The following is a 15,788-nucleotide window of genomic DNA, read 5'->3' as shown; positions in this document are numbered from 1 at the left end:
CGGCAATAAATATACATACTTGCTTTAATCGCACTATCATCTGCACAGACAGAACGGGATTTATTGGGTGACTCTGTGGCTTGAATCAAACATTGTTTTCCAAAAATGAATTAACTAGGTCCATCCACTCTAAAGGTAGATAAGCTGATAGGTATCCATGGTTATAGCCTTTGGCTTCATAGAGAGTGCAATGCGGATGCATTTTCTGAAACAGCTTGGCTGACTCCTTGACACAGTCCATTTCTTTTTCGCCGTAAATATATAAAACCCGCGCCCTGCTTTCTTTAATGGCGCATTTAAGTCTATATCCACCCATATATGTTTGGTACATAGTCACTAATGTTTTGATGGGAGTCCGTGGCATATCCTCCATATAATAGGTTTCTATTTCTTTTGGATAGGCCATATCAGGATACATTTTTTTCATTAAGCTCAACTGTATTTTGCAGGCCGATTTACTGAATATGAGTTTCCCAAATAGCTTTACGATAACTGCACTAATTTGCGCTAGTTTTGGCTGAGGGATGCAGATGCTCCCATCTATTATTGCCTTTTGAGCTATATCGCTATCCAATGACAATAACTCGATTGCAATTTGACCGCCCAGAGAAACGCCACCTACAGCGAATAATTCCCCATCAAAATTATTTTTTATATAGTCCATAATTTGCCGTGCGGAATCTTCGGTTGAAACATAACTTTTTTGATACTCTTCTCCATGGCCATCGAGTGTTGGCAAAATTACATGGTATTTATCTGATAGCATGCGCGCTTGCCGAAGGTAATTCCACCAAGAATTGCCTCCACCGTGTATCAGTACTATATGCGGGGAATTCTTATCGCCGAATTCATGAAATATCATGTTTCAACACCCCACAAATTAGAGTTTGTCATTCTCATCTGGCTTTCGAGGGTTTCTTTTCCGGAAGGTCAGCATACATACCATCCAGAAGTTCCAGAATTAGAGCCTTATCATCAAAACTATCAAATACATGCATCAGGGTCTTTGAACCTTCATACGGATAACGCAGTTCGGAATCTGCAAGCAGCCTGTCCGATGTCGGCGTTCTCTTTAAAAACAGTTCATTATTGCCAATGTCACCTATCAGCTTTCCGTTGAAATATACAAGGTATCCGCCCATCATAGGTTTTATGACAATATCGCCGGATTCAGAAAAACTATCGCGAACATATTCATTAAATTCATTCATCTTGATTGTCTCTCTCCAAATTCAAAGTTATCAATTTAGGTTTCGCAATACCACAATACCGCATCACAATCCTCCCCGCTGCCAGCCATTCAGCCGCTCCTGCACCGCGTCAATCTTCCAGCTCTCGCCCACCCACTTCATGAGAAAGCGATGGTTAAGGCTGTTGTTTTTATCTCTGGTGTAGATGTAGAGATTGTTCCGAGTAATCTGCTCCGCATCAAGGAACTGTTCCCTCTTGTAGGTACCCTGGACACTGTATGAGAGAACCAGAGGTCGATAACCCATACGGAGCTTTTCACTCACATACTTCTCCCAAATGGTCAACAGGTCCTCATAAGTAACAGCGGTATGGTCAATTTGGATGTGGGAGAGCTTGGGGATGGAGGCTGCCTGGAGCAGACCGGTATCATCCAGCCCGGTATGGTTAAGGGTCAAAAGATCCAGCCTGCAGCCTTGCAGGGTGGAAAGGCTACTGCCGTTGATGTTGGTGTTGCCATCCAGCAGCAGATATCGTAAGTTTGGGCATAGTGGAAAAGATGGGAAAGCAAGCATCGGTGAGGGCACTGTCCTTCACACCAAAGTTGACCATGCTTTCTGTGTCCAGCGAAGGGGGCCAGCAGTTCATCTCTTATGGGATAGTCTTTCACATGGAAGCCCACTAGAGTGTAGCCGGCAAGCCGCTCCATGATCTCCGAACTCAATTCTGGGACTTCAAATTGCTTTTCTCCATCAAAAGTCAGGACACTGTTTTCCCAATACACTGTTCGTAACCGCTTTGGCCATTTTATAATTTGCCTTTTTACCTCTGCTTTTCCAGTGCCCACATTGACTTCCTTCTAAATTATTATTTCTCTATCTCTACAAATCAGGAATTTATCAAACACTCCAAATTTATCTACTCCCACTCTACGAGGGATTCGATTACTCCAGTGTCCTCCAGTTACTTTGAGTTCACGTAGTTTACTGGGTTGCTACCAGGTTTCAGCAGTTTTGGAACCAAACGGGAACCAACCATCTAACTGTCTCTACTGGACTCTGCTCTCTGGCTAACTTGGGATAACAGATCGTCTATGTTGCTAATGAACCAGTTTTTCCTGAGGTCTGTCATGTGCTCGCAGTCCGCGGAATCAATAAGTAACTGCTTGATTCCCTCTAGCCAATTAGCAAAGTCCCCATCAACCATAAACGAGAAGAAGTACGACCTCATGCAAATGAAAACATTCCTGATTTCGTTTTGTCCCCTTCCGTCTGAAGCGAGGAAAGCGGCAACTATCGTTTTGGGCTGGTAATCAAGTATGTGCCCCGCGTCTTTCTTCCAGGTTTCGTCCATTCTGCAAGCGAGGTTGATGCCACAGTTGGCTTGCGACAGGTCTATTTCCATTGAGTTGTCTAGTTTGATGCGCTCTAGATAGGCTTTGTCTGAATGGTCCCTTAGCGTCGCCAAAATTGTTTCTATTTCCTCGGTTGCCGGAGAGAAGAGAAAAGCCCCATTCTTAAAGAATGCCTGTGCTTTAGCTGGGTCGTTGTCGATGGTTTGTTTGCAGCAATTCGTAAGTTCTTCTTGCGAAAGCAAGTTGTCGAAGCCAAGGTCAGCTAGCTGACAATTCCAGCTAACCGCGTCTCTGATCAAAGATGGTGAGTACTTCGCCTTGCGAATTGATGAGGTTAGACGTGCGATGATGGGAGCCATTTCACCGTCACTTAGTTCGTGGAAATTCGCTAGGGCGTCTTTGATTTCTAGAAACTCGACGGTATCTGGCGAATCTGGGTAGCGCCTTTCCACATAGCTTAAGAAGCCTTCTTCGAGGTTGATTTCGCTGGTGACACTGCGAGGGTCAAAGTACTCTTCAATGCATGCGAAATCCGCATACTTCTCCCTCAGCTCTTTTTTTCCAAGATAGACCATATACTCTGGAGTAAGCCCGGCCTTTTCCTCGTAAGTAATTTCCCCCTTGAGGTCAACGCCTTTGCATCTCAGCAAAGCAAAGTGAATCGCGTCGATCAATGCGCGTTGGCGTGTTGACTCTGCGATCGATTCACGTTCTAATGCCGAAATGGAGCAAATATCTTTGATGAACGGTTCCGCTCTGAGCATCGACCTGACATTGTTGCAGCTTGCCAAAACCGCGGCTGATTGTATGCATTCGAGGCGGTCGATGGTAGTATTGCCGAAGTCGTGACTACCGAAAATATCGTTTACCAAATCATTGGAAGAAGGCTTGTAGGGGAAAATCTTCCATACAAGTTTTTCTCTGATGTCTCGATCAAAACCTCTTTGATTAGAATTTCCGCTATCGGCTCCATTTGTTACAAGTATTACTTTGGCGTTTTTGCCTTCCACTAAATCGTTGATAGCTCCAAACAACGACAAATCATCTGCATCCTCGGCACGACGTTCGGTATCGTCGAATGCGACAACGTGCTTTTCTCCGATGAGTAAATCAATGACTGTTTTGGCGTTCGCGTTCAAGTTGATAGGAACGCCCACCAAGTTAGTAAGCGTAGAAAACAAAGCTGGAATTTGAGAGACAGCGCCGCGGAGGGCTGCCTTCTTTTTGCCCTTATCATCTTCGCTTAGGTGCAAAAGCGCTGCTACAAGCTTCTCATAAAGATCGCGTGAGTCTTTTACTCCAAACAAGGAAACCCTGATAAGGGTTTTACCGTGCTTTTTAAGGGCTGGGGCAAGAACGGTTTCGAGATAGTGTGTTTTGCCAGAGCCCCATTCGCCCTCAAGGACGACAGCATACCTATGGTTTGCGTCATCTACGTAGTCTAGAAATTGATCAGTCAGCCACGACGTAGGGTTCATTTCGCTCATATTCGAACAACTCCTATCCCTCGTAATGGTCTTGCCAGTTTTGATACTTCTTGGTGTCGCCAGTCTCTTGGAGTTCGACCCAGGCGAAATACCAATCGTGGAACAGCTTGTCGAGGCTCGGCCGCTTGGGCAAGCCGATCCTAATCAGGTTCCTATCGTCCGCAATAACCGGTCCGATAATGCCCATCTGCGGTGTCATGTAGTACACGTGGGTCATCTCCATCAGGTAGTGGAAAGCTTCGTTGGGGTTGGTGATGCCGAAGTCGATCAGCACCTCGGGCGGCACGTCCAAGGCCTTGGCGATGGCAACACGCTGCTCGTCGTTGGGTGTACGCTTGCCTTGCTCGTAGCCGCGCACGGTGAATACGCTCACGCCTGCGGCCATGGCAAGATCGTCCTGTGTAAGCCCACAAGCACTCCTAAGGCGCTTAACGGTCTCTCCGAGCCTCGGAGGGCAAGTGGGGTAGTCGCTGGCCTTGTAGGGCTTGTTGTAGCCCGTCTCGAACTTCCTCAGCTCGCGGAAGGAGCGCTCCGCGATCCTGTCCCTGATGGCAGTCTCCACCTTCGACTTGCCCGAATCGACCGCTAGCATGGTGTTGCGATGTTCCGCCTCGGCAAGCTCGACCCACTCCGCAAGGGCGTGCTCGATGTAGCCACCATTGCCGGCAAGGCCGTAGCTGATGTTCACGTTGCCCTCGTCGTAGACGGGCCTCAGGTCGTAGGAGCTGGCGATCTGGAACAGCAGCTGGGCCACCACGCTGACTTCGTCGTTCACCTCGTTAGAGACGCGGTCCCTCAGATCGATGGCCAGGAAAACGGCGGGGCAGGCCCCAAGGGCCTCGGCTAGGCGCTCCTTGTTTTCGTCCTTGGCCAAGCTTTTCTCCTGCTCGTAGTTCTGGATGAGCTCGACGGCGACGCCGGACTCCTGGGACAGCTTGTCCTGGGTCATGGCATTGTTGAGTTCCCTCAGGAACTTGAGCATGTTCGCAAATCTTTTTCTGCCGGGTCTGGAACTCTCCATGGGCGTCTCGTTTCGTTTGGGCATTCAGTTATTTGTAATACATGATAAACCAGTAAAAACCGTATCACAACTTATTGACTAGTAAAATCCGTACTACTATACTTCAATCCAGATAGTCGTAAAACACGTACTAGTAAGAAGGAAGCATGGACGACGAAATCCTGTTTGATATCCCTGAGGTCTGGGAGTGGAGCAGAATTGGCAGCCTCATTGAAATTGAACGAGGAGGATCACCTCGCCCAATTAAGGATATGTCACCGAGTCGCCAGATGGCATCAATTGGATAAAGATTGGCGATACCGATAAAGGCGGCAAATACATTTTTTTCAACGGCTGAGAGGATTATCCCAGAGGGGTTAAAGAAAAGCCGCTTTGTCGAGGCGGGCGATTTCCTGCTTACAAACTCTATGAGCTTTGGACGGCCCTATATCATGAAGACAAGTGGTTGTATTCATGACGGTTGGCTTGTCCTTAGAAAACCAGACTTGGCATTCGATGTCGATTTCCTGTATAGCCTCCTAAGCAGCTCGATGATGTTCGACCAGTTCTCTAAAGCTGCTGCTGGCTCGGCCGTCAAAAATCTCAACATAGATAAAGTCAAGAAAGCGCTAGTTCCCATCCCGCCCCTAGCCGAGCAGCGCCGCATCGTCGAGAGCATCGACGAGCTCATGCCTCTGGTCGAGGAGTACGGCAGGCTCGAGGACGCACGGGAGGCCCTGGACGCCGCCCTGCCGGACCGCCTGCGCAAATCGGTGCTCCAGATGGCGGTGCAAAGCAATCTGGTAGAGCAAGACCCCGCCGACGAACCGGCCAGCGTTTTGCTTGATCTCATCCGAGAGGAACGCGCAAAGCTCATCAAGGAGAAGAGGATCAAGGTGCCAAAGGGCGGCGAGCCGGTCATCTACCGCGAAAACGGCTCCTGGTTCGAGCACAGCGGTAGATCCATCCCTGTATACATCGACGACGAGATTCCGTTCGAGATTCCCGAGGGCTGGGAGTGGTCTCGGATGGATTCGCTCTGTAGATCAATTCAGTACGGGCATACATCGTCCGCATCTGTCAACGGATCGGTAAAGATACTGCACATCACGGATATCCAGAATGGAAAAGTTGCATGGGAAGCGATTCCTTTTTGCAAGGACAACCCAAAAGATCTCGAATCTTGCGCTCTTCAAATCGATGATGTTTTGATTGCTCGTACGGGAGGAACAGTGGGGAAGAGCTTCGTGGTCAAATCCCTCCCCGAACAACCATCTGTTTTTGCTTCATACTTAATCCGCCTATCCTTGGTTAATACGAAGCTTGCCGACTACATCAACCGATACTTGGGTAGCTCTTGGTACTGGCAACAACTTGTTGAGGCTGCCTCTGGTACCGGACAACCGAATGTCAACAGTAAGGCGCTGGGCAAGCTTCTCGTTCCCGTTCCGCCACACGCCGAGCAGCATCGCATCGCAGAGCGTGTCGAAATATTCATGACGCTAATCGGGTAAGGTGGTTTACCGATGTCAAAATCATTAGGTGAAATTCATTGGGATTACTTCCTGCTTCTTGAGGATGACCTGATTGAGCTATTCAAATTCGTCGAACCTGAACAGGCGAATTTCTGTACCTATAGCGCTCAGATAGCGAAGTTGTTTTTAGCTGTGTGCTCTGAAGTAGATGTCGCATTAAAAGATTTAATGCGCGCTCACGACGAAAGCAATCCGCTACTTGCGAAGAAGTTGAACATCGAGTATTACCGTAATTTTGTTAAAGCGAACTATGCGTCAGAGTTCGAGGGCTCAAAAGTTAAGTTTCTGAGGACCGAGCTTTCCATTGCACCGTGGGCAGAGTGGTTCGACGGGGATTGCGACGTGAGTGGTCTAGGTTGGTGGTCGGCTTACAACAAGGTGAAGCACCATCGAGCGGAGCACTATGCAGAGGCAAACTTAGGCAATCTCCTTCATGCCTTTTCGGCGTTATTTGTAGTGATTGTTTGTATCTATAGGACCGAGTTGCTTAACGGGGGCCCGGGAGAGATGCATCTAACAAAAATTACCAGCTTTGATGATGCAGGGAGGGTTCTGGACTCAAACAAGCAGGCTGAGATTAAGGATGAAACCCTGGTGCTCAATTCAGCATTTTATTTAAGTTAGACTTAGCGGTTCCCACCTTTCGCTCCTGGTTCCCAAATGGTTCCATTTTCTGAAAGAAACTTGAGAGCAGCCGATGTAACCAGAGCGCATTTGCTATAACAAACATAATGAAAAAGGCTAGGCAGAAACTTAAATCTACCTAGCCTTTACAGTGTCTGAACTGCGGTTTTCCTTCTGCTTGCACCTTTTCGGGGCAAACTGGGTGAACTAAATCACACTCCAGAAAACCTCAAATCACTTGGTATAACTAATACACTTTTTACTGTGTATTATTCCCACTCAATCGTTGCAGGCGGCTTAGGTGTAATGTCGTACACTACACGGTTAACGCCTTCAACCTCACTTACTACACGACCAGAAATACGGCCCAAAACGTCGTATGGCAGCTTTGCCCAGTCTGCGGTCATGGCATCGCTGGACTCAACTGCGCGCAAAATAACCGTACGACCATAGGTACGCTCGTCACCCATTACGCCAACAGAGCGAATATCGGGCAATACTGCAAAGTACTGCCAGCAGGCGTGCTCAGAGTTACGCTCGCCTGTCTCTTCAAACAAACGCTGGTTGTAAGCATCCAGCTCTTCTCGGACAATAAGGTCTGCATCCTTCAACGTAGTAAGCTTTTCAGCAGTAATCTCGCCAATAATGCGAATAGCCAAGCCAGGACCGGGGAACGGCTGGCGATGCACCATAGCATCGGGCAAGCCAAGTGCACTACCCAACGCACGCACCTCATCCTTAAAGAAGTGATCGAGAGGCTCTACCAAATCAAAGCGAACGCCTTCTGGGAATGGAATCAGGTTGTGGTGGCTCTTAATGGTGGAAGCCTTGCCACCCGTCTTACGCGCGCCAGACTCAATAATGTCAGGATAAATGGTGCCCTGCGCAAGGAATTTTACGCCGTCCAGCTTTTGGGCCTCTTCAAAGAAGACCTTCCAAAACTCGCGGCCAATAATCTTGCGCTTCTTCTCTGGATCGGTAACACCAGCCAACAGACGTGCATAACGCTCCTGAGCCTGAACATGCACCAGAGGAATGTTAAATTCCTGCGTAAAGACCTTCTCTACATTTTCTGGCTCACCCTTGCGCAACATGCCATGGTTTACAAACACACAGGTAAGCTGGTCCCCCACCGCACGGTGAACCAACGCCGCCGTAACAGCAGAGTCCACACCACCAGAAAGCGCCAAGATTACCTTGTCATCACCAATTTGGGAGCGAATCTCTGCTACCTTGGTATCAATAACGTTATCCATGGTCCAATTTGCCTCAAGTCCACAAATGTTAAACAGGAAATTGGACAGCATGGTGGTGCCATGCTCCGTGTGACGAACCTCGGGATGGAACTGAGTAGCAAACATCATACGGTCTGCATTCTCGTACGCAGCCACGGGGCAAGTTTGTGTAGAGGCAGTAACGGTAAAACCTTCCGGCACCACGTTTACAGCATCGCGATGGCTCATCCATACCGTCTGGGCATCCATAGGAGTGCCATCCAACAAACGAGATTCACCGCTGCGTACCAAGGTTGCGGGACCATACTCGCCCTTCTCGGTATGAGCAACATTGCCGCCAAGGGTTTTTGCCATGATTTGCTCGCCATAGCAAAAGCCCAAAATAGGCAGGCCCATATCAAAAATTGCAGGATCCATCTCTGGGGCATCCTGCGCATATACCGAAGCAGGTCCGCCAGACAAAATAATGGCAGAAGGCTGCATAGCTGCAAGTTCACTTGCTGTAATATCACATGGAACGATTTCTGAGTACACACGCAGGTCACGTACGCGACGTGCAATAAGCTGACCGTACTGAGCACCAAAATCCAGTACGACTACCAGCTGATTTGCGTCTGAATTGGTGGTTGAATTAATGTTTGAATTCGTGCTCTGTGGCATTAATGTTCCTCCGGTCCGCATGGGTTTTTGCGCGTGCTATGTGGCAAGATGACGGAATTGCGATACTCATTCCGCTGAACCTTTATACTCGGTATGATAGATGAATTGTGACAACAAGACGACAGTTCGTAACATAATCGCGAAAGTCGCACGACATAGACTGATATAAGGAGCTCGCGTGTCTCGTAAAACCAAGCATGCCGAGAAGATCGAGAAGTCCCTGGCATCTTCGGACGCATCAAACGCAATCTCGCGCGGTGCCGCTGCACTAGACCGTTATACTTCCCTACGCAAGAAGCGCACGCGCAAATCGTTTTTGAAAGGCTTTGCCACCGTATTTGGCACCGCCTTGGCTGCAGTAGTTATTGTCGCCTGGATTTACATTAGTGGCATCAATGCAAGCTTGCGCGCTGGTATTGATAATGCACTGCTCAACCAGCTGCATGTAACTGAGGCGGGCGACCCCTTTTACATTTTGCTTCTGGGCGTAGACAAGGACCAGGAGCGCGTAAATAGCAAGGATTACGGCGCGGATAATCATGCGTATCGTTCCGACTCCATTATGTTGGCGCGCGTTGATCCCAAAAACAAGAAGGTTACGCTGGTGTCCATTCACCGAGACACCCTGGTAGACATGGGTAAAAACGGAAAGCAAAAGATTAATGCTGCCTATGCTTTGGGTGGTGCAAGCTATGCCACCGAAGTCATTTCCAAATTTGCCGGCGTGCCCATCTCCCATTATGCAGACATTGACTTTGACAACTTTGTTTCTGTAGTAGACACCATTGGCGGCATTGATGTTAATGTTCCCATTAAGGTAGACGACTCAAAGGGTACTGGTCAGGTAGTAGAGGCTGGACAGCAAACGCTTAATGGTCAGCAGGCGTTGGTGTTGTGCCGAGCTCGTCATGCCTACGATGCCTACGGCGATGGTGACATGTATCGTGCAGCCAATCAGCGTATGGTGATTTCTGCCATTGGTAAAAAGATTTTGCAGCTAGACCCCGTAACCATGGCAAGCGTTATTGCCAAACTTTCTGGTTCTGTTACCACAGACATGGACGTTAACTCTATTATTGGTCTGGCTACCTCTTTACGTGGTCTTAACTCCGCCACAGACATCTATCACGGTATGGAGCCAACTACCTCTAAGTATGTTAACGAAACCTGGTATGAAATCTGCAACACCGCTGCTTGGAAGAAGATGATGCAACGCGTGGACCAGGGCCTCTCCCCTTACGAGAGTGAGGACGATAACCCCACCAAGGGCTTAGCAGGCGTTACGGGCGGCATTAACAATAGTCCCAACGGTAGTGGTTCTTCCAGCTCTGACTCCAATTCCGCCGCTACATCCAGTGCCACCACAAACGCCACCGAATATTCGGGCAGTGTACATGTACTGAACGCCGCTGGCGTAACAGGCCTTGCGGGTAGGATTAGTAGTTCACTGTCCAACCAGGGCTTTGATGCTGTAGCAGACACCGCCAGGAACAACTACTCTCATACGCTCATTGTGTATAACGGCGACCATGAGGCTCGCGCCAACGCTGTTAATAAGGCATTGGGCGGAGACATTGAGGTCATAAAGAACGATGGCTCTTATGATACAAGCTACGATGTTATCTTGATTGTTGGTGCCGATAAGTCCAACGGATAGCTGCAGACGCGTATTAGTACAACGGCTTTGCTCTTAGCTTAAGCGCTGTCTAGTCATTATTAATATTAATAATTACTAGAGGCACCAAAAAGACTGTAGCACTTATTAAGCTACAGTCTTTATCGTTAGCTATTTAATTAGCTTTAACCGTTTAATACACGTGCATGTAAGTACAAAAAGCAGGTATGTACAAACCAAACCCTATACGTTAAAGCGAAAGTGCATAACGTCACCATCAGAAACAACGTATTCTTTGCCTTCTATACGCAACTTACCAGCTGCTTTACAACCAGCTTCACCACCCAAGGTCACATAATCCTCGTAGCTAGCAACCTCAGCCTTAATAAAGCCGCGCTCAAAGTCAGAGTGAATCACACCGGCGGCCTGAGGAGCCTTGGCACCAATAGGAATGGTCCACGCCTTTACTTCCATCTCTCCGGCAGTGAAGTAACTTTGCAAACCAAGCAACTTGTATGCTGCCTGAGCCAGCGTCTCCAAACCGCTCTTCTCAAGGCCCAGTGACTCCAGATACTCTTCGGCCTCCTCTGGAGCAAGATCTGCCAACTCTGCTTCCACTTCGGCACACACCGCAATAGGTTGCTGACCATCAATAGGCGCAAGCTCCTTGTTAAGACCATCTTCATCCACGTTAGCCACGTATAGCACAGGCTTCATGGTGAGCAAGAACAAATCATGAGCCGCAGTGCGTTCGTCCTCAGTCATTTCCATAGTAGCAGCACGATTGCCCTCGTTAAGCCAAGCTTCTAACTTACGACCAATAGTTAGCTTAGGCAACACATCCTTATCACGCTTTGCTTCTTTCTCAATCTTGGGCAAGGCCTTTTCCAGAGAGGCAAGGTCAGCCAAAATGAGTTCGGTATTGATGATTTCTACGTCAGAAGCAGGATCAACTCGACCTTCTACATGCACAACATCAGGATCGCTAAAGTAACGAACCACCTGACAAATAGCATCTGTCTCGCGAATGTTGGCCAAAAACTGGTTGCCCAAACCCTCACCTGCATTTGCACCCTTTACTAGGCCAGCAATGTCCACAAATTCAACGGTTGCAGGCACAATTCTGCCCGGATTAATAATCTTTGCCAACTCAAACAGACGCGCATCAGGCACATCCACAATACCCACGTTGGGATCAATCGTTGCAAACGGATAGTTTGCCGCCAAACCGCCTTTACGCGTGAGCGCAGTAAACAGCGTAGACTTACCAACGTTAGGAAGACCAACTATTCCAATGGACAGAGACATGTCCTTACCTTTCCTTACAGCGTGCTCATTCTTTAATGATTACAGGCCTTTGCCTGGTGTAGTGCGTTATTTTCCTTACAGCTACCTTGTTGATGACACAAGCTTTACCGCCTGCAGAGAAGCCCGTCCGCTTGGAACAATCTTACATACATGAGGTAGCTCATCCACATTTACATCCGCAGTGTTTTGCTGGTATGCAATGGTATCAGATGAGGTTACGGACATCTGTACTGCTCGCTGAGTTGCCATAAATACGGGTGGTGCTACGAACTCGGTAGACTCAGTGGGCTCGGTAGACTCAGTGGGCTCAGCAACTTTAGCAACTACATCCGTATTGGCAGCTGTATCCGATTCAACGGCTACAAGCGCAGTATCAATGAGCTCATCGTCAAACGTAGTAACGGCTTTAATTGCTGCACCGATACCCTGAGCTGTAATTTGACCTTCCTCACCATGAGACTCCAGTGCTGCCAAACCACGCATAAGCTGCTGCTTGCCTTGCGCTTTTAGGCGTGCAACCTCTGCTTTTTGACGCTCAAGTGCTTCTTCTGCACGAGCGGCAGTTTCATCCTTAACCACCAACAGCTTAGGATCAAATGGCTCCATGAACAGAGCATTGGTAGGACAGGTACGTATACATGCGCTGCAATCCATACAATAAATGGGTTCCACGGTAACATGACCACGAGGATCAAGATCCACACAATGCGTGGGGCACACATCCACACACAGGCCACAAGAGGTGCATTTTGTGCTATCACACACTGCTACCTGAGGCTCAAAACGCTCGGCCAAGCGCGGATGATCCTGCAGTGCACTTAATACCAACTGACGCTTTTGCACAATCGTACGTTTGCGACGTGCAGACGTAGACGATCCCGCAATACGTTCCAAAGAATTTTGCAGTTCATTAATCTGCCTACCGTGCTCTTGCAACTTGCGCTGCACTGCCTGCGCGCTTGCCAACACGGGGTTGCTTATGGACAGCACATTTTGCCCAACCTGCATGGCATTATTTACAAACTGCCTACGCTCATAACTGCGCTTCTTTGCATGATTAAGCTCTCGGGCATTCGTTTCCAATCCTACAGAACGACCCGTAAGCTCCTCAGCACGACCAATAAACTCAACGTAACAAGCCTCGCCCGTAGTGGTCTGACACTTGTCACAAATACCATCGGGCAAATACACACTTACGTTGGGATAGTCAACCAAAATAGAGAACCATACCTCGGTAGGCACCGCACCTACACAGGGCAGTAAAATCTCATTCTCCTCCGGCTTGCGCTTGAGTGCACGCGTACAGGTCACATAGCACACCTCATGAGATGAACATGCCTTAGCAATATCGTCATACAGCTGACGTGCAGAATGATGAGAATCCGTAAATGCATCGGTTGGGCACGCTGCAATACACAAACCACACTTACGACACGCATCGGATACGCGAATCGCGCTCTTATCGATAGTAATGGCATTAACCGGGCACACATCTATACAAGCAGAACAAGTGCCTTCATCCTTAGTCATGCAACGTGTACAGGGAATCGTATTGGCACGCGGGCGGAATTTATAATCACCTGGATTAAACGGTTTGGCCTGCTCGGGATCCGTCGAAAACATTCCCAGCACCGTATCCAGCGGATTGGATACAGCATTCCAATCGCTCTGAATATCTATAAGGCTGTCGAGAAAATCGTGGTTTTCGTCCGCCATTGCAGGTCCTCCTTCTTGCATGGTTTTCTATTGTAGCAGCGTTAGAGCAGCGAGGACCACACGGTAATGCTCTAGTTTCAGACTTGTCATGTCATTATTAATATTAATAATGACATGACGCAGCACAAAAATAAAAAGCGACTGCCAGACATTTCCAGCAGTCGCACTAATGATGGGTACCTCTGTGATGGATGTTTTTTGTGTCGGGAGTTTTGTGCAAAGAACTTAGTGCACAAACCTACAAACCTACAAACCTACAAAATCACTCACTTCACGCTCAATACCAGCAGCATCCAAACCATACTTAGCAAGCAAATCCAAAGCAGGACCAGATTCGCCATACACATCATGAATGCCAATACGACGCATGAGTGTGGGTTGCTTCTCGCCCAAGCACTCTGCAACAGCGGCACCCAAGCCACCAAGGATGGAGTGCTCCTCCACTGTTACAACCTTGCCTGTCTTAGCGGCAGAAGCAACAACCAATTCTTCATCCAAAGGCTTAATGGTGTGGATGTTAATAACCTCAGCATCAATACCTTTCTGGGCAAGTGCAGCAGCAGCTTCCATAGAAGCAGAAACCATAAGACCAGATGCAACAATGGTTACATCGCTGCCCTCACGCAAAGTAATACCACGACCTAACTCAAACTGGTAGGTCTGAGGGTTGTTAAACACAGGTGCGGCCAAGCGACCAAAGCGCATATACACAGGTCCCTCATGCTCGTACGCAGCGCGAACCATGGCACGTGCCTCTACGTCATCTGCAGGGGTCATAACTACCATACCGGGAATGGTACGCATAAGTGCAATATCCTCATTACACTGGTGAGTTGCACCATCCTCGCCAACAGAAATACCTGCATGAGTGGCACCAATTTTCACGTTAAGGTGCGGGTAGCCAATGGAGTTACGAATCTGCTCAAATGCACGACCCGCAGCAAACATAGCAAAGGTGGAAGCAAAAGGAACCTTGCCTGTAGTAGCAATACCTGCAGCTAGACCCATAAGGTTGCTCTCTGCAATACCCGCGTCAAAAAAGCGCTCAGGAAATGCCGCCTTAAACATGCCCGTCTTGGTAGCAGCAGCCAAATCTGCATCCAGCACTACAATGTCTTCGTGCTCGTGACCGAGCTCTACTAATGCATTGCCATAGCTGTCACGCGTAGCAATCTTCTTTACCTCACTCACAGCTGCTCTCCAATCTGTTCTAGCTCGAGAAGAGCCTGCTCGTATTGCTCATCATTTGGTGCTTTACCGTGCCAACCCACCTGATCTTCCATGTAGGAAACACCCTTGCCTTTGATGGTCTTGCATACAATAGCAACGGGCATATCGCACACGGTATGAGCTTCTTCAAAGGCAGCTTGGAGCTGCTCAAAGTCATTGCCATCAGCCACATTAATCACATGGAAGTTGAATGCACGGAACTTCTCGTCAATAGGATATGGCGAATTGACCTCGGTAACAGAACCATCAATCTGTAGATTGTTGTTGTCCACAATAACGGTGAGGTTATCCAGCTTGTGGTTGCCTGCAAACATAGCGGCCTCCCACACCTGGCCTTCTTCAATCTCACCGTCACCCAGCAGAGCGTAAACGTGAAAATCATCGCCGTAGAGCTTAGCGGATGTAGCCATACCCACCGCAGCAGAAATACCCTGGCCCAAAGAACCCGTAGACATGTCTACACCAGGTGTGTCATTCATATTAGGGTGACCCTGCAAGATAGAACCAATATGGCGCAGTGTAGCCAGTTCTTCCTTGGCAAAAAAGCCTTTCTGAGCCAGGGTAGCATACAGGCCAGGCGCACAGTGACCCTTAGACAACACAAAACGATCGCGCTTGGGATCGTGGGGATGTGCGGGGTCCACGTTCATCTCTGCAAAGTACAAATAGGTAAAAATCTCGGTAGCAGATAACGAGCCACCAGGGTGACCAGATTTAGCTGCATGAACGCCAACAATGATGCCTTTGCGAATCTCGTTGGCAATCTTTTTTAACTCAACAATTTCCATGAGTTGTGTGTTCTCCTCAAAGCTTCATAGCAAGCAGCCGAAAACCAA

15 protein-coding genes are annotated in these 15,788 nt (G+C 48.4%); 5 read left to right on the top strand and 10 right to left on the bottom strand.

Translation table 11 applies throughout. The features are described 5' to 3' along the window. Window positions 1-85: 85 nt before the first annotated feature. From G469_RS0103225 to G469_RS09160, 3 genes are all read right to left on the bottom strand, one after another. A complete protein-coding gene (locus tag G469_RS0103225; protein WP_028263819.1) occupies window positions 86-862 on the bottom strand; it encodes an alpha/beta fold hydrolase in 777 nt (258 codons plus the stop codon). Between the two features lie 34 nt (window positions 863-896). Beyond that, window positions 897-1,211 carry a TfoX/Sxy family protein gene (locus tag G469_RS0103220; protein WP_028263818.1) on the bottom strand — a complete coding sequence of 105 codons (315 nt, stop codon included), beginning with the start codon at window positions 1,209-1,211 and terminating at the stop codon, window positions 897-899. A gap of 63 nt (window positions 1,212-1,274) precedes the next feature. Further along, a complete protein-coding gene (locus G469_RS09160; protein ID WP_281171035.1) occupies window positions 1,275-1,538 on the bottom strand; it encodes an NTF2 fold immunity protein in 264 nt (87 codons plus the stop codon). Window positions 1,539-1,559: 21 nt separating this feature from the next. Between G469_RS09160 and G469_RS09155 the strand changes: the two genes are divergently transcribed. Next, complete coding sequence (locus tag G469_RS09155) at window positions 1,560-1,727, top strand: hypothetical protein (RefSeq protein ID WP_211225401.1); 168 nt, start codon at window positions 1,560-1,562, stop codon at window positions 1,725-1,727. Window positions 1,728-2,226: 499 nt separating this feature from the next. Here the strand turns inward: G469_RS09155 and G469_RS0103205 are convergent, their stop codons facing one another. Further along, on the bottom strand, window positions 2,227-4,029 hold the full coding sequence (locus G469_RS0103205) for a P-loop NTPase fold protein (protein ID WP_028263816.1): 1,803 nt from the start codon (window positions 4,027-4,029) through the stop codon (window positions 2,227-2,229). A 13-nt stretch (window positions 4,030-4,042) separates the two neighbouring features. Further along, window positions 4,043-5,050: a helix-turn-helix domain-containing protein gene (locus G469_RS08890; protein ID WP_169726176.1), complete on the bottom strand. Its 1,008-nt coding sequence runs from the start codon at window positions 5,048-5,050 to the stop codon at window positions 4,043-4,045. Between the two features lie 146 nt (window positions 5,051-5,196). Here G469_RS08890 and G469_RS09150 point away from each other — a divergent pair, with 146 nt between their 5' ends. Genes G469_RS09150 through G469_RS08185 form a run of 3 tightly spaced genes read left to right on the top strand, consistent with a single transcriptional unit; the run spans window position 5,197 to window position 7,188 of the window. Further along, window positions 5,197-5,337 carry a hypothetical protein gene (locus G469_RS09150; RefSeq protein WP_211225400.1) on the top strand — a complete coding sequence of 47 codons (141 nt, stop codon included), beginning with the start codon at window positions 5,197-5,199 and terminating at the stop codon, window positions 5,335-5,337. 3 nt (window positions 5,338-5,340) lie between these two features. Beyond that, window positions 5,341-6,543, top strand: a complete 1,203-nt coding sequence (locus G469_RS09145; RefSeq protein ID WP_028263815.1) for a restriction endonuclease subunit S — start codon at window positions 5,341-5,343, stop codon at window positions 6,541-6,543. A gap of 12 nt (window positions 6,544-6,555) precedes the next feature. Beyond that, entirely contained in the window at window positions 6,556-7,188 is a 633-nt protein-coding gene (locus G469_RS08185) for a hypothetical protein (RefSeq protein ID WP_051353734.1), read from the top strand. A gap of 269 nt (window positions 7,189-7,457) precedes the next feature. Here the strand turns inward: G469_RS08185 and guaA are convergent, their stop codons facing one another. After that, window positions 7,458-9,083, bottom strand: a complete 1,626-nt coding sequence (gene guaA / locus G469_RS0103175; RefSeq protein WP_051353733.1) for a glutamine-hydrolyzing GMP synthase — start codon at window positions 9,081-9,083, stop codon at window positions 7,458-7,460. Window positions 9,084-9,261: 178 nt separating this feature from the next. On the opposite strand from guaA, the gene G469_RS0103170 reads away from it, so the two are divergent. Next, on the top strand, window positions 9,262-10,740 hold the full coding sequence (locus G469_RS0103170; RefSeq protein ID WP_028263813.1) for an LCP family protein: 1,479 nt from the start codon (window positions 9,262-9,264) through the stop codon (window positions 10,738-10,740). Window positions 10,741-10,941: 201 nt separating this feature from the next. Here the strand turns inward: G469_RS0103170 and ychF are convergent, their stop codons facing one another. The 4 genes from ychF to G469_RS0103150 all read right to left on the bottom strand — a co-directional run bounded on the left by ychF (window position 10,942) and on the right by G469_RS0103150 (window position 15,740). After that, a complete protein-coding gene (ychF, locus tag G469_RS0103165) occupies window positions 10,942-12,006 on the bottom strand; it encodes a redox-regulated ATPase YchF (RefSeq protein WP_028263812.1) in 1,065 nt (354 codons plus the stop codon). Window positions 12,007-12,087: 81 nt separating this feature from the next. Beyond that, window positions 12,088-13,722: a 4Fe-4S binding protein gene (locus G469_RS08180; RefSeq protein ID WP_035425367.1), complete on the bottom strand. Its 1,635-nt coding sequence runs from the start codon at window positions 13,720-13,722 to the stop codon at window positions 12,088-12,090. 246 nt (window positions 13,723-13,968) lie between these two features. Continuing rightward, complete coding sequence (locus G469_RS0103155) at window positions 13,969-14,913, bottom strand: transketolase family protein (protein ID WP_028263811.1); 945 nt, start codon at window positions 14,911-14,913, stop codon at window positions 13,969-13,971. Then, complete coding sequence (locus G469_RS0103150; protein ID WP_028263810.1) at window positions 14,910-15,740, bottom strand: transketolase; 831 nt, start codon at window positions 15,738-15,740, stop codon at window positions 14,910-14,912. The genes G469_RS0103155 and G469_RS0103150 overlap by 4 nt, the downstream gene beginning before the upstream one ends. Window positions 15,741-15,788 lie beyond the last annotated feature (48 nt).

The organism is Atopobium fossor DSM 15642 (genome assembly GCF_000483125.1).
Classification (GTDB): Bacteria; Actinomycetota; Coriobacteriia; order Coriobacteriales; family Atopobiaceae; genus Atopobium; species Atopobium fossor.
Note: the sequence above shows the minus strand (reverse complement) of the source record. Positions and strands in the feature narration are given on the sequence as shown.